The organism is Paraburkholderia sp. D15 (assembly GCF_029910215.1).
Taxonomy (GTDB): domain Bacteria; phylum Pseudomonadota; class Gammaproteobacteria; order Burkholderiales; family Burkholderiaceae; genus Paraburkholderia.
In genome coordinates, this window is record NZ_CP110396.1 from 2,198,811 (window position 1) to 2,222,988 (window position 24,178).

The window sequence follows — 24,178 nt, forward strand, 5'->3', positions numbered from 1 at the left end:
TCAAAAGGAACGCGGCAGGCCAAGCAGATGCTCGGCAACGTACGACAGGATCAGATTGGTCGAGATAGGCGCGACCTGATAGAGACGCGTCTCGCGGAACTTGCGCTCCACGTCGTATTCGTTCGCGAAGCCGAATCCACCGTGAAATTGCAGGCAGGCATTGGCGGCTTCCCAGGATGCGTCGGCGGCAAGCAGCTTGGCCATGTTTGCCTGAGCGCCTGCCGGCTTGCCGGCGTCGAACAGCTCGCACGCCTTGTAGCGCATCAAGCTGGCTGCTTCGACGTTGACGAGCGCGCGCGCGATCGGAAACTGAACGCCCTGGTTCTGCCCGATGGGACGCCCGAACACCACGCGTTCCTTCGCGTAGTTCGTCACCTTGTCGATGAACCAGTAACCGTCGCCGATGCATTCCGCGGCAATCAATGTGCGTTCCGCGTTGAGGCCGTCGAGTATGTATTTGAAGCCCTTGCCTTCCTCGCCGATCAGGTTTTCGACGGGTATCTCGAGGTTGTCGAAGAAGAGTTCGTTGGTCTCGTGATTGACCATGTTCGGAATGGGACGCACGGTCATGCCGTGGCCGATCGCCTGGTGCAGATCGACGAGAAAGATCGACATCCCTTCCGATTTCTTCGCGACCTGGTCGATAGGCGTGGTGCGCGCGAGCAGGATCATCAAATCGGAATGCTGAACACGTGAGATCCAGACCTTCTGCCCATTCACGACGTAGCGATCGCCCTTGCGCACGGCCGTCGTCTTGAGCCGGGTCGTGTCCGTACCGGTCGTCGGCTCGGTCACACCCATGGACTGCAGCCTGAGCTTGCCCGCCGCGATATCCGGCAGATACCGTGCTTTCTGTTCCGCCGAGCCGTGCCTCAACAACGTACCCATGTTGTACATCTGGCCATGACAGGCTCCAGAATTGCCGCCATTCCGGTTGATTTCCTCCATGATCACCGAGGCCTCGGTCAGGCCGAGGCCCGAGCCGCCATATTCCTGCGGGATCAAGGCGGCGAGCCAGCCGGCCTGCGTGAGGGCATCGACGAACGCTTCGGGGTAGCCACGCGCGTCGTCGATCTTGCGGAAGTACTCGGCGGGAAAGTTCGAACACAGATCGCGAATGGCTTCGCGGATATCCTGATACTGGTCGGGGGAAGCTAACACTGCATCTACTCCTTCTACTTTGCTTTGTGACTGGCAGCGGGTGCCGAGAGCGTGGCATTCGCATCGACGCACAGGACGCCGGCGGTATTGACGGCCCATAGCTTGATGTCGTTCGAATTGGCAACGGGTTCGGCGCGCACGTGAAATGCGGCGTCGTCGAATAGCGGATTCACGGCCTTGAACGAAAAGCTCGCGATCGTTGCGTCGGGCAGGCTGCGCTGCAGCAGATCGAGCAGCAGCGTGGCGATCAGCGGGCCATGCACGACGAGAGCGGGATAGCCTTCCCGCTCGCGGGCGTAGGTACGATCGTAGTGAATGCGGTGGCCGTTGAAGGTGTCGGCCGAATAGCGGAACAGCAGGGTGGGGTCGGGCGTGATCGTGCGACTCCACGTGAACCGGTCAGGCGCGAGCGGGCTGGTCGCGTGCTGATAGGCGCTGGCGGCGGCCTCCTTGTACACCACGTCCTGCTCTTCCGAGAGCAGCGGGCCGTCATCGTCTTCCAGCTGATGGCGGATGCGGATGAAGACTAGCTTGCCGCTGCGGCCTTCTTTTTCCGCGACATCGACGATGTGCGAGGTTCGGGTGACGACGCTGCCGATGGTGAGCGGCCGCTCGAACTGGAGCTTGCTGCCCGCCCACATCCGGCGAGGGAGAGTGACCGGCGGCAGGAAGCCGCCGCGTTGAGGATGTCCGTCCGCGCCGAGCTGTGCCTGCGCCGCGATAGAGGGAAAGAGCGCCCAATGCCAGAGCGGCGGCAACGCGGCGCCCTCTTCGGGAAAGGATTCGTGATCGAGCGTGGCCGCCAGTTGACTGGCCAGACGCGGCGAGACGAGTTCGCGCTCTGTGCGAGTGCGACCGATCCAGGCGCGGAGATGATTGAGTTCGGCGGCCATGTGTCATTACCCTTTGCGTTGATGTCGCTAGGTTGACGTATAAGGCCGCTCTCTACAATTTGCGTATTGGAAAGACCGCTTTAAGGAGAGGTTAACCGCGCGGGATCATGTGGGATCGACGGTGGGGCTAGCGGCGGGCCCGTCGTTGCATTTCTGCGTGAGCAGGTCGATGAGTTCACGAGCGAAACTGGGGAGCAGATCGAGATTGCGCACGCAGATCAGCAGATTGCGCGTCGACCATTCGTCGGCGATATCGACGATACGAACGCCCATTGTCCTGGCGTAGCGGATGGCCGACGAGTGCGGCAATACGCCGATGCCCACGTTGGCCTCGATCATCCGGCACAGCGCTTCGAAATTGCCGACCTCGATTCTCACCTGCAGCTTCTTGTGCAGGTCGCCGGCGACGCGGTCCAGGAACATATGGATCGCGCTCGCCTCGGGCATGCCGACGAAATCGTACTCGGCGACATCGTTGAACAGGATGGACTGCTGGTCAGCGAGCGGATGGGTAGCGGAGACCGCGAGAACGAGCCGGTCCGAACGATAGGGCAGCAGTTGCAGCGATTCCGGCCGGACGTTGCCGGCGACGATGCCGATATCCGCCGTTCCCTCGCTGACCGCGCGCACGACGTCGTGACTCAGCCGCTCGCGCAACTGCACATTGACATCGGGATGGCTCGCGAGAAAGTCGCGCAGGTCGTTCGGCAGGAACTCGGTGGTCGCGGTCGTATTGGCGAATATCCGGACGTGTCCCTTCACCCCTCGCGCGTACTCCTGCATGTCGCCGCGCAATTGTTCCAGTTGCGAAAGAACGAGTCGCGCGTGATGCAGGAATGCCTGCCCAGGCGGCGTCAATGTCACGCCTTGGCTGGTGCGATAAAGCAGCTTGGTGCCGAGACTTTCCTCGAGATTCTTGATGCGTGTGCTCGCCGCGGGCACTGACATGTGAAAGCGTTCCGCACCTCGAGTCAGGCTGTCCGTTTCCGCGATGCAGGTAATCAGCCGGAAATCTACCAGATCGAAATGCATGGCCATGCTGCGGACTCCAGAAGACGAGAGTGTGTCAAAGCAGTGTACCAAATCGCCCCCACAAGCGAATTGGGGATTGTTCTATTTCTTGTCGGAGGAAATAACGGGAATGCCAGCGTCTTTTATGCCGGAGACAAATCGCGAAAGGACTGTCGTTCGCTGGATCAGCAGGGAAAATGGCGCGCGCAATGGCGACAGCGGCGTCATTCGCTGCCTCCCCAATCGGAAACAGACTGACGCCGCTGAAAAACAGGTCGAGCCGCTTAACGTAGCCAGCGTTCGACCGTCGGCTAATTACTGGCTGGCGTGCGCATTCACGCCGAGCAAGGCTTCCCGGAAACGGCTACGCAAGTACGGGCCATCGCGCGGGGGCAGCGCCGTGGGTTCAGGCGCGGTACCTACCTTGATCGTGGCGAGCACGGGCCCGCTCTGTTTCAGCAGGACCTCCGCGTAATCTTCAAGCTCGCTTTCGCTATGGATGGTCTGCGCGTGTTCGAAGCCGGCGGCACGTGCGATCGCGGTGATGTCGACGCCGCGGCCCGCGTGCGCGAGCTGCATGCCGGTTTCCGCATAGTGCTCGTTGTCGATCACCACGATCGAGAGATTGGCCGGCCGATCGACGCCGACCGTGGCGAGCGAGCCGAGGCCCATCATCATTTCGCCATCGCCGACGAACACGATCACGCGTTTCTGCGGCTGGGCCAGCGCGATGCCGAGCCCGAACGTCACCGCACCGCCCATGGCGCCCCACAGATAGAAGTTCTGCGGCGTGTCGCCGGCGGCTGCCACATCGAAAGTCGGATTGCCGAGACTCGTGACGGCAAGCACGTCCTGCTTTCGATCGCGCAGAATACGCTTCACTGCCAGCCGGCGGTTCAGTAGCGTCGTCTGTTGTTTCATGTCATTTCTCACTTTTGAAAGTTCTTGGTGCCGATCACGCGCTGGCCGATCAGAACCGCGACCATGCGCGAAGTGTTGTAGGCGAAGTTCATTGCCGCCTGTACCGTTTCGGCGACCCGGTCCGCGTCGTCGGCGCGATAGACGTACACACCGGCCGATTCGAGAGCGTCCTGCGTCGACTTGCCCATCGCGACCTGCCACGGATTGAACTCGCCCCACTCGCCGCGCATGGTGACGAGCATCACGATCGGCATGCGGCATTCATGCTGCAGCGAGAGCATATTGATGCAATTACCCACGCCGCTCGATTGCAGTAGCAGCACGCCACGCTGACCGCCGGCCCACGCGCCGCCCATCATGGCGACGCCTTCTTCTTCGGTCGTCAGGGAGACGGCGTGGATTCCGTCGTCCGATTCGCAAAGTTCGATCAGGCGTTTGTGTCCGGCGTCCGGTACATACGCGACTTGCCGCACGGAGGCGGTCTTGAAATGCTCGAAGATTGTTTCCGGCCAGGTAGCTGACATAGTGAGGAGACTAGATTCGGAGAGTGGATGAAAGCGGAGTCCCGCTGCGCGAGATAACGGACCGATGGTCGCGCTAGCATGATCGGTAGCGTGCCTCAAGCCCCGGCCCACCTCAATTGCTCATTACCGAAGGGGTAGTTAGTCCCCGGTTAACGGCGCCTCTGCGCTGACTTCGTGGCAGGCGGTGCGGGCTGGACGCCTGCAAGCCGCGGCATTCGACACCTGGTAATGCCGGCTTCCAAAATGCGAAATTCCGCGACGGCCTACGTTTGTCCACACTGTCGGGTAATTCTGAATTGGAGGGAAGACAGTGAGGATCGTGGTCGCGGTGAAAAGAGTGGTGGACTACAACGTGAAGATTCGCGTGAAGTCGGACGGCACGGGTGTCGATATCGCGAACGTGAAGATGTCGATGAATCCGTTCGACGAAATCGCGGTGGAAGAGGCCGTACGTCTGAAAGAGGCGGGCGTGGCGACGGAGGTGATCGCCGTATCGGCGGGTGTCGCGCAGTCGCAGGAAACGTTGCGCACGGCGCTGGCGATTGGCGCGGATCGCGCGATCCTGATCGAGTCGAACGAAGAGCTGCAGCCGCTGGCCGTGGCGAAGCTTCTGCGGGCAGTCGTCGACAGGGAGCAGCCGCAACTGGTGATTCTCGGCAAGCAGGCCATCGACGACGATTCGAACCAGACCGGGCAGATGCTCGCCGCGCTGGCAGGCATGCCGCAGGCCACGTTCGCGTCGAACATGACGGTGGCCGACGGCAAGGCGACGGTGTCGCGCGAAGTGGACGGCGGCGCGGAAACGCTGTCGCTGACGCTGCCCGCGGTGGTGACGACCGATCTGCGCCTGAACGAGCCGCGCTACGTGACGCTGCCGAACATCATGAAGGCGAAGAAGAAACCGCTGGAGACGCTGAAGCCCGAGGATCTCGGCGTGGATGTGAAGCCGCGCCTGAAGACGCTGAAAATCACCGAACCGGCCAAGCGTTCCGCCGGTGTGAAGGTGCCGGACGTGAAGACGCTGGTCGAGAAATTGAAGACCGAAGCGAAGATCCTGTGATTGGGCGATGGCTGACCAGGCGAATAAGCGAGTAAGCGAATAGGCAGAGGCTAAACAAACATATGACGATTCTGGTAATTGCGGAACATGACAACGCGTCGGTGAAGACATCGACGCTCAATACCGTGGCAGCGGCACGCGAGATCGGCAAGTTCGTCGGCGACGATGTGCACGTGCTGGTTGCGGGCTACGACGCGCAGGCCGCGGCGGATGCCGCGGCGAAGATCGCGGGCGTGACGACGGTCCTGCTGGCCGACGCGCCGCAACTCGAAGCGGGCCTCGCGGAGAACGTCGAGGCGACTGTGCTGAACGTCGCGCGAAACTACTCGCACATCCTTGCGCCGGCCACCGCCTACGGCAAGAACATCGCACCGCGTATCGCGGCGAAGCTCGCGGTCGCGCAGATCAGCGACATCACCGCGGTGGTAGGCGCCGATACCTTCGAGCGCCCGATCTACGCCGGCAATGCAATTGCAACCGTGCAATCGACCGACCCGGTCAAGATCGTCACCGTGCGGGCGACGGGTTTCGATCCGGTTGCCGCCGAGGGCGGCGGCGCAGCGGTCGAGAAGATCGAAGCGGCAGCCGATAGCGGAATCTCGCAGTTGATCAGTCGTGAAGTGACGAAGCTGGACCGTCCGGAGTTGACGGGCGCGAACATCATTGTGTCCGGTGGTCGTGGCCTTGGCAGCGGCGAGAACTACATGCAGGTGCTCGAACCGTTGGCCGACAAATTGGGCGCGGCGCTGGGCGCGTCGCGCGCGGCGGTGGATGCGGGCTATGTGCCGAACGACTTTCAGGTCGGCCAGACCGGCAAGATCGTCGCGCCGCAGTTGTACGTGGCCGTGGGCATCTCGGGAGCGATCCAGCATCTGGCCGGCATGAAGGACTCGAAGGTGATCGTCGCGATCAACAAGGACGAAGAGGCGCCGATCTTCAGCGTCGCCGATTACGGCCTCGTTGGCGATCTGTTCGAGATGGTGCCCGATCTGGTGACGCAGTTGGGGTAAATGGCTTCCGGCCGGCGACGGTTGGGTGGTAAGGCGTATGGGCGATCCACGTGAGTTGAGACTCGATGCCGCGCACGCGGCGAATGCGGAAGATGCCGATATCTGGCGATGGTTTTCCTTGCTGGTGGATGAAAACCGCATTCGTTGGTGTCGCGCGGATCGAAGCTGGCTGGTCAGTGTCGACCATGTTCATGTCGCGACGGAGGCGAGCTTCGATCGTGCGATTCGCACGGCTTGTCAAACCGTGCGGGAAGTCGCCGAACGGCCGGGTGTGGCGGCACCGCCTAGACGCCGTGTAGCCTGATTCGTTGTATTCGCCGCGCCCGGGTCCGGGCGTGGCTTTTTCCCCTCGTTTCCCTCACTCTCCTCGCGATCTGCGCGCTCGTCAGCGCGATTCACGTTATCGAACGACGCTCCGCGCCACGCGTTCCGGTAATTGCCGGGTTAAAAGCATCAACATTAATTGTCATTTTGATGCGCCGGAATTGAATCTGTTTAACAGTGCTTTCGGTATCGATTCCTTAAAATCAATTTTCCAGATGCCGCGTGTCTTTGCCATGCGCGGCTAGACGGGACGCGGTCCCGAACCATCATGCAAACCCCACGCCAGGCGTGCGATAGGGCGCAGGTCGCCTGACCGGCTCCTCTTTGTTCGCCGCAACAAACGGCCGGCAGGTCAATTCGTGCCGCTGGAAAAACATCGTTCGCTTTTTGCGAATGACATGCCGTTTCGGATGCGCGGATAAAGGAGTCGATAAATGAACAGATGTTTTAAATCAATCTGGAATTCCGCGCTCGGCAGTTATGTCGCCGTGGCTGAAAATGCGAAAAAAACGGGCAAGGGGCGGCACGCTGTGAGCAGTTCGGCAGCGGCGGCCGTGATCGCCCATCTTGCGCTGGTGCCCTTGTCCGCGCATGCGAACTGCGCGACGAGCGGCAACACGACGACCTGCGATACGAACGCGCCCTCGCCGTGGACCTCGACAATCGGCACCGGCGCATCGACCGCATCGGGCTATACCGTCACGCTTCAGCCGAATGCGCAACTGGTGGTGGGCGACGCGTCGGCGATCTCGCTCGGCGATAACGCCAGCATCACCGTGAATGCCGGCGCGCGGGTGCAAAACTCGGCGGTGACGAACAACGGCCTGTACAACACCGGCGCCAATACCATCGAGTTCAATAACAACAGCACGCTGCTCGTTCAGCAAGGTGCGAGCGTGATCGCGCAAGGTTCGAAAACGAATTCGGAGCCGGTGAACCCACAAGGCAGCGGCAATACGATCATCAACAACGGCACGATCCAGGGCTTCAATTCGGCGGCCATCTGGTTTCAGAATCTCACCGGCACGAACACGGTCATCAACAAAGCGACGGGCGTGATCGAGGCGCCGGGCAATGTGATCGGCGCGACGGGTAACGGCGCGGTGGATTTCACCAATCGCGGACAGGTGATCGGCAATCTGGTCTTCGCCGGCGGCGACGATACGTTGCACCTGTACACGGGCTCCGTCATCACCGGCAACTTCGACGGCGGTGGCGGCAACAATCTGCTCACGCTCAACGGCACGGGCAGCGCGAGTCTGCCCGGCGACATCGCTAACTTTCAGACGCTGGTCAAACAGGATAGCGGCACGTGGACGCTGACGGGCGCGATCTCCGGCGTGAACAGCGCCGAGGTGCAGCAGGGCATTCTCGCGCTGAGCGGCAACAACGCGAATTACAAGGGGACGATGACCGTCGATAGCGCCGGCATCCTGCAGGCCCCCGCGCAGAGTTTGCCGCCCGCGGTCACGAACAATGGACTCGTGCAGTTCACGCAGAACGTCGACGGCACGTATAGCGGATCGATCAGCGGCAGCGGTACGGTCGAGAAAGACGGCGCGGGCACGTTGACGCTTGCGCCTGCCGCCGCGAGCGGCAACACGTACGCGGGCGGCACGGTGCTGAATCAGGGTGTGCTCTCCATCGCGGCCGACAACGCGATCGGCGCACCGGCGGGCAGCGTCACGTTCAATGGCGGCACGCTGCAACTAGGCAGCAGTTTCAATCTGGCGAACACGCGTTCGATCGCGATCGAGGCCGGCGGCGGCACGATCGACACGCAGGGTTTCCAGTCGACCGTCGCGCAGAACATCACGGGCACGGGTGCGTTGACGAAGCTCGGCACTGGAACGCTCGTGCTCGACGGTGTGAACACGTACGGCGGCGGCACGACGGTGAGTGCGGGGGCGTTGGGCGTCGGCGATGCGTCGAACGCGGGCGCGTCGCTCGCGGGCGGCGGCGCGGTGACGGTGGCAGCGGGCGCGACGCTCGGCGGCTACGGAAACGTTTCCGGCAATGTGACCAATAACGGTACGCTTAGCGTCGCAAATGCGTTTGCGCCGTTCGGGGGCGGCCCGAACGGCAGCTTCACGATCAATGGACAACTCGTGAATGCGGGCCTCGTGCAGATCGGCGGTGGGCAGACAGCGGGCAATACGCTGAACGTCGGCAGTTACGTCGGCAAGAATGCGACGGTGGCGTTGAACACGTATCTCGCGGGCGACAATGCGCCGTCGGACAAACTCGTCGTGAATGGCGGCAGCGCGAGCGGAACGACATCGCTGCGGGTCACGAACGTGGGGGGGCCGGGCGGCTTGACGGTCTCGAACGGTATCGAGGTCGTGCAGGCGACCAGCGGCGCGACGACCAGCGCGGGCGCATTTACGCTTGCGGGTGGCACGATCAAGGCGGGAGCGTACGAGTACTATCTCGCGCAGGGTGGCGTGACGGCCGGGACGCAGGAGAACTGGTATTTGCGGAATACGGTGCCGCCGACGCCGACGCCGACACCGACGCCGACACCGACACCGACACCGACACCGACACCGACACCGACACCGACACCGACACCGACACCGACACCGACACCGACACCGACACCGACACCGACACCGACCGCTGCGAACAACACATCGCAGGTACCCGTCGCCCCGGCAACCGGCGCCGATCCGGTGCCCTTGTACCGGCCCGAAGTCGCGCTCTATTCGGAGATCCCCAGCGTCGCGCGTCAACTCGGCATCCTGCAACTGGACAATTTCCACGACCGGCAGGGCGAGCAATCGCTGCTTACGGAAAACGGCACGCTGCCTGCCTCGTGGGGACGTGTGTGGGGCGGTCACAGCGTGCTCTCGCAAAGCGGCACGGTGAACCCCGCATTCGACGGCTCCATGGTCGGCATGCAGGCCGGTCAGGATCTGTACGCGAACACCACCGCGAGCGGGCACCGCAATCACTACGGCTTCTTCGTCGGCTATGCGCGCGCGACCGGCGACGTCAGCGGCTTCGCGATGGGCGTACCGAATGCGGACGTCGGCCATCTCGCGATCAGCGCGTACAGCCTGGGCGGCTACTGGACCCACGTCGGCCCGAGCGGCTGGTACACCGATGCGGTCGTGATGGCGAGTTCGCTCGTCGTCGATCCTTCGTCGAGCGACGGCATCAGTACGTCGACGCACGGCAACGCGGTAACGGGCTCGATCGAAGGCGGTCTGCCGATCGCGATCGGCCACGGCCTGACGCTCGAACCGCAAGCTCAGCTGATCTGGCAGCACCTGTTGCTCAACGACTTCAACGACGGCGTGTCGAACGTGTCGTTCAACAGCGGCAATACCTTTCTCGGCCGGCTCGGCGTGCGCCTCGCCGGTTTGTACGAAGCCGGCGGCACGACATGGCAACCGTATCTGCGCGTGAACCTGCTGCGCTCATTCGGCAGCGGCGATACCACGACCTTTGCCGGCGTCACGCCGATCGGCACCTCGGCCGGTCAGACGGCAGCGCAGATCGGCGCGGGTGTCGCGGCGAAATTGACGAAGCAGGGCAGTGCGTTCGCGACGGTGAACTACACCACCAACCTTGGCGGCGAACATCAGCGCACGGTCATGGGCAACGTCGGCGTTCGATGGGCGTGGTAAGCAAGGAATACAAGCAGAGGAAACAGGCAGGAGAAACAGGAAGTGGAAACAAGCACGAAAAAAAAGCCCCGTCGCGACAACATCCTGTCTTCATCGTATCGCGATGCCGATGCATGAAATGATGAAAAGACTTTTAAAACGAAGCGAATTGAAGCGAATTTTTCGAAGAGGAATTACAGGAAAAATAGCACATTGCGTAGTCGCTGAAGCGTGATCGAAAGCCTGTGACGTTATGCGGCTAAGCGTGGCTGATTTTCGCTTGAGCCGTCATCGCTTCTCTTCTTCTCATTTAACGTTATTGAACAATCACGATGTGCTGCTGCATGCAGCAGCATAGCAACGCGCGTGTTATCGCAATGCGATGTCGAGCACAGATGGCTGCACGTCGAACGACAGGCCATCATGAAATCGCGCCAACGTACCCACTATTGCGCGTGTCGCTGCGTTTGAAACGCTCCATGAGACCGTGCCTCCAAAGCAATGCCGAGACTATCGTTGCGAACGCAACGTCCCGGATAAGCGCTTAACGACTTCCGTTTTAATGAAGTATTCGATGATGCATGAGCGCTTTCACACACTCTCTCATTGCGGACATTCATGCGCGAGTTGTCTGATTGCGTTGGCTCGCGAAAACCCTATGTGCGCTGACCGACATAACGAATCAATTGGCAATCTTTTTGAACGATCAAGAGTACTAACATGCAGTCTGCATTACACAAGGTGAGCGCCCGCCAATGAGATGTGCGCCACATACACACAGCAGGACACGCCGACCCACCCTCACATCACAGGACGCCATCATGAGCAAACTCACCAAGCTGTTCAAAACCGTCTACAACGCAACGAAGACGCCTGACTATCCGGAAGACCACACATGGAGCCCGTCGTCGATGGCGCAACAACGCGCACTCGGCGCAGCGGAAGCGGAGAAGCTTGCCGCCAACCGCGAAACGGTGGAGCGCGAAGGTGCCGCTCTGCCGGGCAATGCAGTTGCTTAACGGGAGGCGGGCCATGTTCAACTTCATTGCCCGCGTCTTTCGCACGAAGTCCGTCACGGTCATGACGACACGTCGCGCACAGTGGGCGGCGGTCAAGGCCGTCGCGGCCCTGTCGGGCGACGCGTCGCTGATCGCGTCCGTCGCGGACGCGGAACTGCGTGCGCGCGATGCTCTTGCGAAGACCTACGGCGCCGCGGCGCTGACCCAGCTCGATGACAGGCAGACCGACCAGATGTACGGTCTGGCGCTGCGCCTGATCGAAGCCACAGAAGAATACCAGGCGAATCCCGACGTTCATCAGGAACTGGCGCGCATCCTCTACGCGGCCGCGTGAAAACCGCCTGAAAACCTTTACACCCCCGGCGCCTGCCCGTTGCCTTCAAGGAAGCAACGCGCAGGCGTCGCATTTTGCGTGTCGCTTTACGGCCGTCCGGTTGCGACCTGACGTTGCAACCGCGAGGATGCGTGCTAGCCGTCGCGACGCAGTGTCAGGATCGCGTCGAGTCCGCCATTCGTCCGATTTTTCAACACGAGGGTGCCACCATGCGCGGTGGCGATACTGCGCGCGATCGTCAGACCGAGGCCGGTGCCGGACGGGGTCGATGCATCCGCTCCGTGTCCTGCCGTGCGAGCGGCGAGCCGGAAATACGGCTCGAACACGCGTTCGAGCATCGCTTCGTCGGCGATGCCGGGACCGCGATCGCCGACTGCGATCCGCACCACTCCCTCCGCTTCGTCGATGCGGATCGACGCTTCGCCGCCGTGGCGGATTGCGTTGTCCACGAGGTTCTGCAGGCAGCGCTTCAGATTGCGCGGATAGCCGGGAAAGGGACTCAGCGCATGGCCGTCGACCGAAACCGTATGGCCGGCTTCGCGTGCATCCGCGGCAAGACTCTCGAGCATCGAGTCGAGATCGATGTCGTGACGCGCTTCCGTGATCTCCACGCCTTGCACCGCGTCGAGCGTGGCGCGCACCATCGCTTCCATCTCGTCGAGGTCGCCGCGTAAGCGCTCACGCCATTGCGGATCGGGCAGCATCTCCGCACGCAGTCGCAAACGGGTGAGCGGCGAGCGCAGATCGTGCGAGACGGCCGTGAGAAAACGCGTGCGTGCCGCGAGGCCATCGGTCAACTGCTGTTGCATCGTGTTGAACGATTGCGCGGCGGTGCGGACTTCGCGCGGTCCGCTCACGGGTAAGGGCGCGCGATACATATTGCGGCCGAGCGCTTCGGCGGCTTTCGCGAGTTCCCGCAACGGCCGCACGGCGAAACGCACCGCGACGAGCGCGATGAGAAACACGGCCATGAAGCGCACGAAGTAGATACGCAGCAGATAGTCGAGCACCAGCGACCAGGGTTGGGTCTGCATGCCGGCTTGCCCTTCGTTCGCCTCGACATCGAGCCACGGCCCGTTGGGTACTTTCAGCTGCACGTGAAAATCGCCGGTGGGCATGCGCGAATTGAACAGGCTGAGCATGCCCGTGTGGTGACCGCTTTCGTCGCGCAGATGGGCGTCGAGCAGATGCAGGTCGACGCTTTCATGAAGGCGTCGCGCGATGACGCCCGACACGAGATTGCCCACCATCTGCTGCGCGATCGAGCCATCCGCGTGGTTGTTCGTCGATGCCGTGGGCGTGTCGATCACGTTCAATCGATAACGCGCGTCGCCGAGCTGTTCGACGATCGCGCGGCGTGAGGTGGCGTCGGGCGCATGTTGCAGAAGCCGCACCGTGTCCGCGAGACGGCTCGCGAATAAACGCGCGGGAATTTCGAGCGTGCGATTGTCGTGCGTCTCGAACCAGATCGTGCTGGTGAACAACTGACCGCCGAACATGCCGGCGACCAGAATCAACACGAGCCGGCCGTACAACGTGTCGGGCCATAGCAGCGACAGACAACGGGCCGTACGCCGACAGGCGCAGCGAAACACAAGGCGCGGCCACGCACGCAGCTTCATCGCGCGAGCCGCTTCAAGCTTCGTATGCGACATCGGCGACCAGCATATAGCCTTCGTTGCGCACGGTGCGAATCACCTCCGGGCGCCGCGTGACATCTTTCAGATGCTGCCGCAGACGGCTGATGCACACGTCGATCGAACGGTCCAGCGGCGTGCGTTCCTTGCCGAATACCTGGTCGAGCAGAAACTCGCGCGACAGCGGCCGGTTCGGATGATCGAGCAGGGTTCGCAGCGTGCGATAGTCGGAGCCGCCGAGCGACACCACCACGCCCTCGGGCGACAGCATCTGCTTCATGCGCGTGTCGAGCCGCCAGCCCGCGAAGCTGACGAACGCGCTCGCATCCGCACGCGGCGCCGCCGGCATCGCGCGCGTGCGTCGGAGGACCACCTTGATCTTGGCGATCAGCTCGCGCGGGTCGAAGGGTTTGGGCAGGTAATCGTCGGCGCCCATTTCGAGGCCGAGAATGCGATCGAGCAGTCCGCCGCGCGCGCTCAGGATAATGATCGGCACGCTGTGCGCGCGCCGCAATTCACGCGTGATGTCGAGACCGTCCTCGCCGTCCAGCATCAGATCGAGCACGATCAGATCGACCTGCGATGTGTCGAGGATGCGTTGCATCTGCGTACCGTTGGCGGCCGTGCTCGCGTCGTAGCCCATCTCGCGCAGATAGTCGCGCAGCAACTGACGGATGTTGGGATCGTCGTCGACGATCAATATGTGGTCCATCTTCAAACTCTGGTCTTTGCCCGAATGCGCCGTGTTCGCGGTGCGGATGTTAGCCGCGTCGCGAACGGCGTGGGGCGTCAAGGATGCGTCGCGAAGCGCGCCAACACATTCCATTACAAAACAGCGCGTTTTCAACACATCGCCATTACATTGCGTCGCTAAAGTGACGCCAAATGGCAATCATTCTCATTCACCAACTATATCATGTCGATTTTTCGAAGCCTGTCCGGCCGTCGTTCCCTTGCGCGGCTGGGCTGCGTCGTCGCCGTGTGTTCGTGGTTCGCGCTGGGCGCGCTTGCCGGTAGCGATGACGCCAATGCGGCGACGCCGGTTGCGGCGTCGAGCGCGCCAGTCGCAGCGGCCGCCAATGCATCCGCCAATGCACCCGTTACCGTCACCGATCTCGCCGGCCGCACGATCCGGATTCCCGCCGAACCGCATCGCATTCTGCTCGGCGAAAGCCGGCTGCTGATGGCGGTCGCGCTGCTGGAAGGTAAAGAGCCGCTTGCGCGCATCGTCGGTTGGCAAGGCGATCTGCCGGCGATGGACCCGCAGACCTTCAATGCCTACGCACAAACCTTTCCCGCGATCAATCGCATCCCGCTGATCGGCAAGGCCACCGAGGACAGCATCAGCGACGAAAAAGCGTTGAGCCTGAAACCCGATCTCGCGATCTTCAGCCTCGGCGGTCATGGACCCAGCCGTTACAACGCGCTCGTCAAGCAACTCGAAGCAACCGGTACGACGGTCGTGTTCGTCGATTTTCGTTTGCATCCGCTGCAGAACACGCTGCCGAGTATCAAGCTGCTCGGCGCGGTCATGCATCGCGAGAAAGAGGCCGATGCGTACGCGCAGTTTTACGAAGCGCATCTGTCGCGCGTGCAAAGCGTGGTGAACGCCGTACCGCAAGCACAGCGGCCGAAGGTGTTCGTCGATCTGCTGGCCGGCGTGTGGGACGCGGGTTGCTGCCACACGGCGGGCAATGGCAATTTCGGCGAATTCGTCACGGCGGCGGGCGGGCGCAATATTGCTGCCGGTCTGGTGCCGGGTGTACTCGGCGACATCAGCATGGAGCAGGTGATCGCCGCGCGCCCCGACGTCTACATTGCAACGGGCAGCCGCACGAAACCGGGGCTTGCTTCGCTGCGCGTGGGTGCACTGACGAGCGACGCGGATGCGCGCGCGAGTCTCGCGACGCTGGTCGCGCGACCGGGCTTCGACACGATCAAGGCGATTCACGATGGCCGTGTGCACGGCATCTCGCACAACTACTACGACTCGCCGTACAACATCGTGGCGATCGAAGCGTTCGCGAAGTGGTTCTATCCGCAACAGTTCAGGAACCTCGATGTGCACGCAACGCAGGCGGAGTTGTATCGCCGCTTCCTCGCGGTGCCGCCGGATGGCGCGTACTGGGTTGACAGCCCGGCGGGTGCATCGCCCATGGCATCGCGCTAAGGCGCCAAGGCACAAATCGCTGAAGCCTCAGCGGCAGCCGCAGCCGCAGCCGCAGCCGCAGCTTCAGCCGTCTTCATCGCCCCGTCACGCAGAGACCGTTTCGATGTCCACGCTTCAGAATCACGCGTTCGCGCACGGCGCGAGCGTGCAACGTTATCGCCGTCTCACACGCCGCCGCGTCATCGCGCTACTCGCGCTTGGCGCGCTGATCGTCTGCGCGCTGCTGTTCGATCTGCGCTCCGGTCCGTCGGGTCTGCCGATCGCGACACTGCTGCGCACGGTGTTCCAACCGTCGTCAGCCGATCCGGCGACGAGCGTGATCGTATGGCAGATCCGTTTGCCGTACGCGGTGATGGCGCTGATCGTCGGCGCGTCGCTCGGATTGTCGGGCGCGGAAATGCAGACCATCCTCAACAATCCGCTCGCGAGTCCCTACACGCTCGGCGTGTCGGCCGCCGCGGCGTTCGGCGCGTCGCTCGCGATCGTGCTCGACGTCGCGATTCCCGGCGTGTCGCAAACGTGGATCGTGTCCGCCAATGCCTTCGTGTTCGCGTTGCTGTCCGCGCTGTTGCTCGACGGCGTCGCGCGCTGGCGCGGCATGAGCACGGCCGGCGTCGTGTTGATGGGCATCGCGCTCGTGTTCGCGTTTCATGCGCTGGTGTCGCTGATGCAATTCATCGCGTCGGCGGACGCGTTGCAAGGGCTGGTGTTCTGGACACTCGGATCGCTCGCGCGCGCCGACTGGACGAAGATCGCGGTGCTGAGCGCGGCGCTCGCGCTGGCGTTGCCGCTGTCGATGCGCAACGCCTGGACGCTGACCGCATTGCGTCTCGGCGAGGATCGCGCGGCAAGCTTCGGCATCGACGTGCGACGCTTGCGGCTCGGCACGCTGCTGCGCGTGTCGGTGCTGTCGGCGCTAGCGGTGTCGTTCGTCGGGACGATCGGCTTCGTCGGGCTGATTGCGCCGCATATCGCGCGCACGCTGTTCGGCGAGGATCACCGTTTCTATCTGCCGGGTAGTGCGTTGCTGGGCGCGTTGATGCTGTCGCTGGCGTCGATCGCATCGAAGCTGATCATTCCGGGCGTGCTGATTCCGGTCGGCATCGTCACGGCGCTGGTGGGCATTCCGCTGTTTCTCGGCATCGTCGTGCGTTCGCAGGGGCAACTCGGATGAACGGTCTGCATATTCACGATCTCAGCGTCGACTATGGGCGCCGTCGCGTATTGACCGCGCTCGAAGCCGGACCTCTGCCGCGTGGGCAGATCACCGCCTTGCTCGGCCCGAACGGTAGCGGCAAGTCGACGCTGCTGCGCACGCTGGCGGGTCTCACGCGAGCCAGCAGCGGCGCGCTATCGCTCGATGGCGAAACGCTCGCGCTAACGGCGGCGAGCGCGCGCTCGCATAGCGTCGTCTATCTGCCGCAAGCGCTGCCCGCGGGCGTGCGATTGCAGGTGCTCGAATCGGTGCTGGTCGCGTGCCGCGCGACACGCCCGGCGACGTGGCACGCGCGCGGCGCGCATCGCGCGGACGACATCGCGCATTCGCATGCGGTGCTGCAACGCCTCGGCATCGACGCATTCGCGACGCGCTCGCTCGACGAACTGTCCGGCGGCCAGCGTCAACTGGTCGGCATCGCGCAGGCGCTGGTACGCGACCCGCAGGTGCTCCTGCTCGACGAGCCGCTGTCGGCGCTCGATCTGAACCACCAGTTCCACGTGATGCAGGTGCTGCGCGACATTACGCGCGAGCGCGGCATCGTGACGGTCGTCGTGCTGCACGACATCAACGTCGCGGTGCGCGCGTGCGATCGCGCGATGCTGCTGAACGGCGGCCGCATCGTGCGCTTCGGGGCGCCGGCGGACGTCGTCACGACGGCCAGTCTTGCCGAGGTATTCGGTGTCGTCGCGCGGATCGAGCCGTGCTCGCGCGGACACCATCAAGTGCTGATCGACGGTCTCGCCGATCGCATGGACGTCGCCGGTCGCTGAGCAGCACGCGGCCGTTCCGTTTCATTTCGCCGTCAGCTCTGTTTCGAACGATGTCCTCGCACAGGACATCGCCTCGTCACGCGCGCTCGCGGCGCTTCAACTCAATCGACAGACAGACCAGGGGAAAACAATGAAAAAGGTTCTCGTAGTGGCGGCATGCGCGGCAGGGTACGGCGCGATGCACGCGCCCACGGCGCACGCGCAGTCGAGCGTCACGCTGTCCGGCATCATCGATGCGGGACTTTCTTACGTGAGCAATCAGAACGGTCACGACAACGTCCAGGCCGGCAGCGGCAATGTGACCGGCAGTCACTGGAGCGTGCGCGGCCGCGAAGATCTGGGCGGCGGCACAGCCGCGATCTTCCAGCTCGAAAGCGGCTTCAGCGTGATGAACGGATCGCTGCGTCAAGGTGGCCGGATGTTCGGCTACCAGGCGTACACCGGACTGACGGATAACCGTTTCGGCACCTTCACGCTCGGCCGGCAATACGATTCGGTGGTCGACTATCTGGCGCCGCTCAGCTTCACCGGACATCATCCCGGCGGCAACAATCTCGCCGCGCATCCTTACGACAACGACAACCTGAACAACTCGTTTCGCGTGAACAACTCGCTGAAGTTCGCGAGCAACAATTATTCGGGCCTGCGCTTCGGCGCACTGTACGGTTTTTCCAACGAGGCCGACGGTTTCGACGACAACCGTCTGTATAGCTTCGGTGCGTCATACGACACGGGACCGTTGAGTTTCGGCGCGGGTTATCTGCAAGCGAACAACGGCGGCAGCGCCAACACGAACGGCGCATTGACGCTGACCGATCGCACTTTCGTCGCCGCGCGTCAGCGCACGTACGGCGCGGGCGTGAATTACACGCTCGGCGCGGCGCTTTTCGGTTTCGTGTGGACGCGCACGCAACTCGGCGGCCTCGCGACCATCAACGGCGCGAACAGTCTCGGCCTCGTGCAGAACGGCCAGGGCGCGAGTTTCAGCAATTACGAAGCGAACGCGAGCTATGCATTGACCGCGGCGCTGAGTCTGAACGGCGAATACACGTACACGTCCGGCGCGATATCGAACGTGAGCGGCGGCCATCATCCGAAGTGGCACGAAGTGTCGTTGCAAGCGGAATATGCACTGTCCAAACGCACCGATGTCTATCTGCAGGGCAGCTACGAGCGCATCAGCGCGGACGGCTCGGGTTTGACGGCGGATATCAGCGGGCAAGGCGCGTCGTCGACGAATCAGCAGGTGGTCGTGGCGGCCGGCATGCGGCATAAGTTCTGACACTCGCCAAGACTGAGGACTGAGGACTGAGACTTGACGCTAAGGCGTTGGATTCGACGCTCGTCGCCGACCCCGTGCGGGACGATCGCGACGAGCGCCGGCGTGAGGGTGTCACGACGAAAAACCGACCGGGCGTGTATGATAATCATTCTCATTAACAAGCTCTGACCTCGGACGCCGCTTCGTCGCATCATGGGTAATGTCTTCATCGCCACGCTGGCCTGTGCCGGCGCGTTGTTTTTCTACTGCAGCGCGCCCAGCCAGCGCTGGTTGCGCCGGCCGTTACCCGCGCGTCCCGCCCGCATGGCGGCGGCGGTGTGCGTCGCGTCGTCGGTCGTGTATGCGGCTGGCGCGATGCCGGCGGCGACTTCCTTGTCCATCGTCGTGACGACGTTGATGGCGAGCCTGACCGCTTGTCCGTTCATCGGCGCGTTGATCGAGCGCGGGCGCAACCGGCGCGTCGTGCGATGACGCGCGCGCTGAATGCACGGCACGCGGCCGGTTCGATCGAACACGGGTTGCTGCTGAAATGCGTCGCCGGCGTGCTCGGCGGATTCGGTCTGGCGATCGCGGCGAGCGCACTGCTCGCGCGCCTGTCGCCAGGCGGTCTGACGGCGGCGAGCAAATTCCATGTGGTGATGTGGCTGGTGCCGCCGCTGTGGATCGCGGTGGTCTCGGCGGCGTTTCTGTTTCGTGGCGCCGCGCGCGCGTTCGTCTGGCTCGCGGTCGCGAACGCGGCGGCGTTTGCGTTGGTGCTGGTGTGCCAGCGCTGGCCGGTTTGAGGGCGCAGGCCGTTGACCCCGCGAGCGGCGCGCCGCTCGCTTCATTTTCCGTTCAGCATGCGCAGCGACATTCTTCGCGTCTATAAATCCGTTCATACGTGGACCGGCATTCTCGCCGGTCTGCTGCTTTTCATCGCGTTCTACGCGGGCGCGATCACCATGTTCAAGGACTCGCTGAACGAATGGGCGACGCCGCCCGCGATCGCCGCCTCGCCGGGCGTGCCGCTCGACCATGCGGATGCGTTGATCGATCGCACGCTCGCTGCGTATCCGGCGGCGCGCAAGTTGTTCACCCTCTCCATCGTCGATGCCGGCCACGTGCGTCTGTACTGGCAGCCGGCGGCGGGGCAACGCTGGTACGCGTGGCTCGACGGCAGCGGCGCGCTGCACGCGATGCCAGGCCGTCCGTCGGACGCCGCGCGTCTGATCGACGGATTGCATATGACGGGCGGCGTGCCGGGCGGTTACGAATTCGGCGTCGCCGTGATGGGCGTGGTGTCGCTGCTGTACGGACTCGCACTGGTGTCCGGCGTGATCGTGCTATTGCCGACGCTGGTGAAGGATCTGTTCGCGCTGCGTATCGGCAAAAATCTGAAACGGATGTGGCTGGATGCGCACAACGTGGTCGGCATACTGAGCTTGCCGTTTCATCTGGTGATGGCGTTGTCGGTGGTCGCTTTCGGATTGGGCGACACCATCTTCAACATACAGGACAAACTGATTTATCAAGGCACGTTGCAACCGATGATGGTCGCGCAGAACCCGTTCTTCGCGAAGGGATCGGCGGGCGCGCACGGTGCGTCCACGCCCACGCTATTGCCGCCCACGCAACTGCTCGCAAGAGTCCGCGAACGTGCGCCGCATTTCGTGCCGACGGCACTGCGTTATCGTCGCGCGGGCGAAGCCGATGCGACGGTGTTCGTCGGCGGCGACGACGAGCGCTATCTCGCGCGCGACGGTGGCTTTGCGTTGATGGACCCGTACAGCGGCGCGTTTTTCAACGCGCAATTCCTGCCGGGCGAAGGCAACGGCAACAACTGGTCGGCCTCGACGAGCGCGTTCTACGCGCTGCACTTCGGCAGCTATGGCGGTGCGCCGGTGCGATGGGGTTATTTCGCGCTCGGGCTCGCGGGCGCGTTTCTGTTCTATTCGGGCAACCTGCTGTGGATCGAGAGCCGGCGCAAGGCGATGCGGCGCGATGGCGTGCTGCTCACGCAGCGGCGTTCGACGTTCTTCATGGCGTCGCTCACGGTGGGCGTGACGCTCGGCTGCATCTGCGGCATCTCGGCGACGCTCGCGGCGGCGAAGTGGCTGGCCGCTCACGTGGGCAATCTGACTGCGTGGCACGTCGGCATCTTCTACACGGTGCTGGTCGCGTCGATCGGATGGGCGTTCCTGCGTGGCGCCGCGCGCGGGTCGCTGGACCTGCTGGTGCTGGCGATGGTGTCCACCGCCGCGATTCCATTGGCGAGTGCGATTGGATGGCTCGCGCCATCGAGCGGATTGTGGTTTTCCGCCGATGCGGGACCGCTCGGTGTCGATATCGGCGCGACGTTAGGCGTGCTGTGTTTCGCGTGGATGTGGCGCGCGACGCGGGCGCGGGTTCGCTCGGAACGTGTGGATAGCGTGTGGTCGCTGGGGGCGGGAGCGCGTGTCGAAGCAGAACGGGAGGCGGTAGTGGAAGCGCAGCAGCAGGGGCGCTGACGGACCGAAGCGCGATAACGCTTCATTGCAGCAACGCGATAATGCAGAAACGCAGCAATGCAAGAACACAGCAACGCAAGAACACAGCAACGCACCCAACAAAAAACGCTGCCGGGCATGACACCCGGCAGCGTTTTTTTATCCTCGACGCGACGCCGTCTCAAAGCACGACTCGCGTCTTTCCCTACCGCTTAAAAATCCGTCGTCACCGACAGCAGGAACGTACGCGGCGCACCTTGCGTCAGATACCCGCCCGTCGTCGATGCCCAGTACGCCTTGTTCGCCACGTTCAGCACACTCGCGCGGAAGGTCGTCGGTTTGCCGAACACCACCGCCGCATAGCGCGCGCCGAGATCGAACGTGTCCCATGTCGGAATCGACAACGTGTTGGTCGCGTTCAGATATTGCGGACCCGTATGCGTCCAGCGCGCGGTCAGCGTCAGACCGTTCAGCATCGGCACGTCGTATTCCGCGCCGAGGTTGAACATGAAGCTCGGCACGCCGATCGGACGCTTGCCGTCGGTCGCGCCGCCGGCCGTGTCGAGCTGCTGTGCGTTGATGTAGGTCGCGCCCGCGATCACGCGCACGCCCTTGTACGGCTCGCCGAACACCGACGCTTCGACGCCGCGATGCCGCTCATTGCCGTCCGCGACGAAGAAGCCCGCGCCGTTCGTGAAGGTCGACGGCTTCTCGATCTGGAACGCGGCCAGCGACGCGCCGTAATGCCCGTTGTCGTATTTCGCGCCGATCTCGTATTGCTTCGAGCGCTCCGGCGGCAACAGCGCGCCGAAGTTCAGCGCGGTGTTCGGCGCCTGCGAGCCGATCGTCAACGCCTCGCTGCGGTTCGCGAACAACGACACGTTCTCCCACGGCTTGACGACGAGGCCGAACAGCGGCGTCGTGATCGAATCGTTGTAGGCCTCGGTCTGCTTGCCGGTGTAGTCGAACGCGTTCGAATGCAAGGACTGATGACGCGCGCCGATCGTGAACAGCACGCGGTCGTTCAGGAAGCCGAGCGTGTCCGACACCGCGATACTGCGCATCAGCGACAGCGCGACAGTCTGCGGATCGGCGAGATTGCCGCCCGAACCGATCGTGGCGGGCAACGGTACCTGCGGCGTGTTGTACAGGTCGGTGTTGAACGAACCGCTGAACGTAAAGGCCGATTGCGAATCGACCCGTACGATCGACGCGCCCGCCGTCACGAAGTGCGACACCGGACCAGTGTTGAAGCGGCCGCGTACGCCGGTTTCGGCGGAGGTCGCGTCTTCCTGGTGCGGCACGCCGAGTCGCGACGAGGTCGTGCCGGTATTGCCGATCGTCGGCGACGCGTATTCGCCGTGCTCGTCGGTATGACGCGCGCCGCCCGCGACATACGCGGTCCAGCCCGGCAGGAAGTCGTATTCCGCGCGCAGGATGCCGACCGTGTCTTCGAGCGAGCTGTAGCTCCAGGTCTGCGCGTAGTTGTACGTGGCCGACGGCGCGGCCGGTATGAAATCGCCGTTGACGTTGACCGTTGGACGGCCGTCGTCGACGCGTTGCCGCTGATACAGGAAATCGCCGTACAGGCGTACCTTGTCGCCGCGCCAGTCGAGCGACACGGCGGTGGTGTTGTCGCGCCGGTGTTCGCCGTCGACCGAGGTCTCGCCGTCGCGGTTCGCCTGATTCACGCGAATCCCGAACTGGTCCTCGCTGCCGAAGCGGCGGCCCACGTCGACGTGCGCGCCGATCTCGCCCGAGCCGCTGCTTTCCAGCGTGACGCGGGTCAGCGGCTTGTCGTCGGCACGCTTGAGCTGCAGGTTCAGGCCGCCGCCCACCGCCGAGCCGTTCGGCGATGCGCCGCCCAGGAACGCGTTCGCGCCCTTGAACAGATCGACGCGTTCGAGCGCGTCGGTCGCCACCAGCTGGCGCGGCGTGATGCCGTACAGGCCGTTCAGCGACACGTCGTCGCCCTGCAACTGGAAGCCGCGAATCACGTAGACCTGCGAGAAGTTGCCGAAGCCGTTCGCGACGCGCACCGCCGGGTCGTTGGAGAGCACGTCGCCGATCGTACGGGCCTGCTGGTCTTCGATCAGCTTCGACGTGTAGGTCGTCATGCTGAACGGCATGTCGAGATTCTTCTGCTGGCCGAGCACGCCGAAGTCGGCGCCGCGCGCCACCTGACCGCCGCCGAAGGTCGGGGCGAGGTCGCCGGGCAACGCGTCCTTCGCGGCCTGGACCTTGACGGTGGGCAGGGTGCTGCCGGGCGCGGCGGTCGTGCCGCCCGAGTGGGTCGATGCGGGCGATGTCGTGGACTGGCTCGTATCAGCGGGCGTCGCTGACGAGGCCTGCGCCGACGCCAGCGCCGGCGCGCCGAACGCAACGGCGATGGCGGTCAGGATGGCGGCACGATGAACGGCGGTTTGGGTTTTCGCAGGCGCGGCCTGCGGCGTGTGCAAACGGGAAGCGGGCATGAAAAAGTGAGCGTGGTCGTCGAGGTTCCGTCCCGGGGCGCACTTGGAATCCGGGCGGCATTTTTCTGTCGTTCCGGCGCGTGCTGAAAGGGCTTGTCTGGAGCATCTGTGCAGGCGTGGAACTTTTGTTCTCGCGGATTGTAGTGCAAATGCGAATGATTTGTATTTGAAAAAATGGATTTCGCATCACGTCGTGTCGCGGTGACAACGACGGCGGCACCTCCGGGCCGCCGTCGTCGTGTTTTGATTCTGGCCAGAAAGCCTGCGCGGGCCGTCTACTCACACCAACTTGT

Annotated in this window: 21 protein-coding genes; 12 read left to right on the forward strand and 9 right to left on the reverse strand. The window is 63.3% G+C overall.

What is annotated here, in order from left to right; genetic code table 11:
* The 5 genes from LFL96_RS29605 to LFL96_RS29625 all read right to left on the reverse strand — a co-directional run bounded on the left by LFL96_RS29605 (window position 1) and on the right by LFL96_RS29625 (window position 4,609).
* On the reverse strand, window positions 1–1,161 hold the full coding sequence (locus LFL96_RS29605) for an acyl-CoA dehydrogenase family protein (RefSeq protein ID WP_281001447.1): 1,161 nt from the start codon (window positions 1,159–1,161) through the stop codon (window positions 1–3).
* Between the two features lie 14 nt (window positions 1,162–1,175).
* Entirely contained in the window at window positions 1,176–2,054 is an 879-nt protein-coding gene (locus LFL96_RS29610; protein WP_281001448.1) for a MaoC family dehydratase N-terminal domain-containing protein, read from the reverse strand.
* 105 nt (window positions 2,055–2,159) lie between these two features.
* Window positions 2,160–3,092, reverse strand: coding sequence for a LysR substrate-binding domain-containing protein (locus LFL96_RS29615; protein WP_281001449.1), 933 nt, complete (start codon window positions 3,090–3,092; stop codon window positions 2,160–2,162).
* 288 nt (window positions 3,093–3,380) lie between these two features.
* The gene (locus tag LFL96_RS29620; protein ID WP_281001450.1) at window positions 3,381–3,986 is read right to left on the reverse strand and encodes a thiamine pyrophosphate-dependent enzyme; all 606 of its coding nucleotides are present in this window, start codon (window positions 3,984–3,986) and stop codon (window positions 3,381–3,383) included.
* Between the two features lie 8 nt (window positions 3,987–3,994).
* Entirely contained in the window at window positions 3,995–4,609 is a 615-nt protein-coding gene (locus LFL96_RS29625) for a thiamine pyrophosphate-binding protein (protein WP_281001451.1), read from the reverse strand.
* A 211-nt stretch (window positions 4,610–4,820) separates the two neighbouring features.
* Here LFL96_RS29625 and LFL96_RS29630 point away from each other — a divergent pair, with 211 nt between their 5' ends.
* The 6 genes from LFL96_RS29630 (at window position 4,821) to LFL96_RS29655 (ending at window position 11,868) form a co-directional block, all read left to right on the forward strand.
* Window positions 4,821–5,570 (forward strand): electron transfer flavoprotein subunit beta/FixA family protein, encoded by a 750-nt coding sequence (locus LFL96_RS29630; RefSeq protein ID WP_281001452.1) that lies wholly within the window; start codon window positions 4,821–4,823, stop codon window positions 5,568–5,570.
* Between the two features lie 62 nt (window positions 5,571–5,632).
* Window positions 5,633–6,580: an FAD-binding protein gene (locus LFL96_RS29635; RefSeq protein WP_281001453.1), complete on the forward strand. Its 948-nt coding sequence runs from the start codon at window positions 5,633–5,635 to the stop codon at window positions 6,578–6,580.
* A 37-nt stretch (window positions 6,581–6,617) separates the two neighbouring features.
* Complete coding sequence (locus LFL96_RS29640) at window positions 6,618–6,884, forward strand: hypothetical protein (RefSeq protein ID WP_281001454.1); 267 nt, start codon at window positions 6,618–6,620, stop codon at window positions 6,882–6,884.
* A 454-nt stretch (window positions 6,885–7,338) separates the two neighbouring features.
* Window positions 7,339–10,536: an autotransporter outer membrane beta-barrel domain-containing protein gene (locus tag LFL96_RS29645; RefSeq protein WP_281001455.1), complete on the forward strand. Its 3,198-nt coding sequence runs from the start codon at window positions 7,339–7,341 to the stop codon at window positions 10,534–10,536.
* A gap of 800 nt (window positions 10,537–11,336) precedes the next feature.
* Window positions 11,337–11,534 (forward strand): hypothetical protein, encoded by a 198-nt coding sequence (locus LFL96_RS29650; protein ID WP_281001456.1) that lies wholly within the window; start codon window positions 11,337–11,339, stop codon window positions 11,532–11,534.
* 13 nt (window positions 11,535–11,547) lie between these two features.
* The gene (locus tag LFL96_RS29655; RefSeq protein WP_281001457.1) at window positions 11,548–11,868 is read left to right on the forward strand and encodes a hypothetical protein; all 321 of its coding nucleotides are present in this window, start codon (window positions 11,548–11,550) and stop codon (window positions 11,866–11,868) included.
* 134 nt (window positions 11,869–12,002) lie between these two features.
* Here LFL96_RS29655 and LFL96_RS29660 read toward each other — a convergent pair whose 3' ends face one another.
* The gene (locus LFL96_RS29660) at window positions 12,003–13,523 is read right to left on the reverse strand and encodes an ATP-binding protein (protein ID WP_281001458.1); all 1,521 of its coding nucleotides are present in this window, start codon (window positions 13,521–13,523) and stop codon (window positions 12,003–12,005) included.
* Complete coding sequence (locus LFL96_RS29665; RefSeq protein WP_281001459.1) at window positions 13,504–14,217, reverse strand: response regulator; 714 nt, start codon at window positions 14,215–14,217, stop codon at window positions 13,504–13,506. Before LFL96_RS29665 ends, LFL96_RS29660 begins: the two co-directional genes overlap by 20 nt.
* Window positions 14,218–14,421: 204 nt before the next feature.
* On the opposite strand from LFL96_RS29665, the gene LFL96_RS29670 reads away from it, so the two are divergent.
* The 4 genes from LFL96_RS29670 (at window position 14,422) to LFL96_RS29685 (ending at window position 18,946) form a co-directional block, all read left to right on the forward strand.
* Window positions 14,422–15,675 (forward strand): ABC transporter substrate-binding protein, encoded by a 1,254-nt coding sequence (locus tag LFL96_RS29670; protein ID WP_281001460.1) that lies wholly within the window; start codon window positions 14,422–14,424, stop codon window positions 15,673–15,675.
* Window positions 15,676–15,778: 103 nt separating this feature from the next.
* The gene (locus LFL96_RS29675) at window positions 15,779–16,849 is read left to right on the forward strand and encodes an iron ABC transporter permease (RefSeq protein ID WP_281001461.1); all 1,071 of its coding nucleotides are present in this window, start codon (window positions 15,779–15,781) and stop codon (window positions 16,847–16,849) included.
* Window positions 16,846–17,664, forward strand: coding sequence for an ABC transporter ATP-binding protein (locus LFL96_RS29680; RefSeq protein WP_281001462.1), 819 nt, complete (start codon window positions 16,846–16,848; stop codon window positions 17,662–17,664). The genes LFL96_RS29675 and LFL96_RS29680 overlap by 4 nt, the downstream gene beginning before the upstream one ends.
* A gap of 130 nt (window positions 17,665–17,794) precedes the next feature.
* On the forward strand, window positions 17,795–18,946 hold the full coding sequence (locus LFL96_RS29685; RefSeq protein ID WP_281001463.1) for a porin: 1,152 nt from the start codon (window positions 17,795–17,797) through the stop codon (window positions 18,944–18,946).
* Window positions 18,947–19,188: 242 nt separating this feature from the next.
* Here LFL96_RS29685 and LFL96_RS29690 read toward each other — a convergent pair whose 3' ends face one another.
* Window positions 19,189–19,461, reverse strand: coding sequence for a hypothetical protein (locus LFL96_RS29690; RefSeq protein WP_281001464.1), 273 nt, complete (start codon window positions 19,459–19,461; stop codon window positions 19,189–19,191).
* Between the two features lie 3 nt (window positions 19,462–19,464).
* Between LFL96_RS29690 and LFL96_RS29695 the strand changes: the two genes are divergently transcribed.
* Together LFL96_RS29695 and LFL96_RS29700 are read left to right on the forward strand one after the other, a co-directional pair.
* Window positions 19,465–19,728, forward strand: coding sequence for a hypothetical protein (locus LFL96_RS29695; protein ID WP_281001465.1), 264 nt, complete (start codon window positions 19,465–19,467; stop codon window positions 19,726–19,728).
* A gap of 12 nt (window positions 19,729–19,740) precedes the next feature.
* Complete coding sequence (locus LFL96_RS29700) at window positions 19,741–21,432, forward strand: PepSY-associated TM helix domain-containing protein (RefSeq protein WP_281001466.1); 1,692 nt, start codon at window positions 19,741–19,743, stop codon at window positions 21,430–21,432.
* 191 nt (window positions 21,433–21,623) lie between these two features.
* Here LFL96_RS29700 and LFL96_RS29705 read toward each other — a convergent pair whose 3' ends face one another.
* Window positions 21,624–23,885, reverse strand: coding sequence for a TonB-dependent siderophore receptor (locus tag LFL96_RS29705; RefSeq protein WP_281001467.1), 2,262 nt, complete (start codon window positions 23,883–23,885; stop codon window positions 21,624–21,626).
* Window positions 23,886–24,178: the final 293 nt, after the last annotated feature.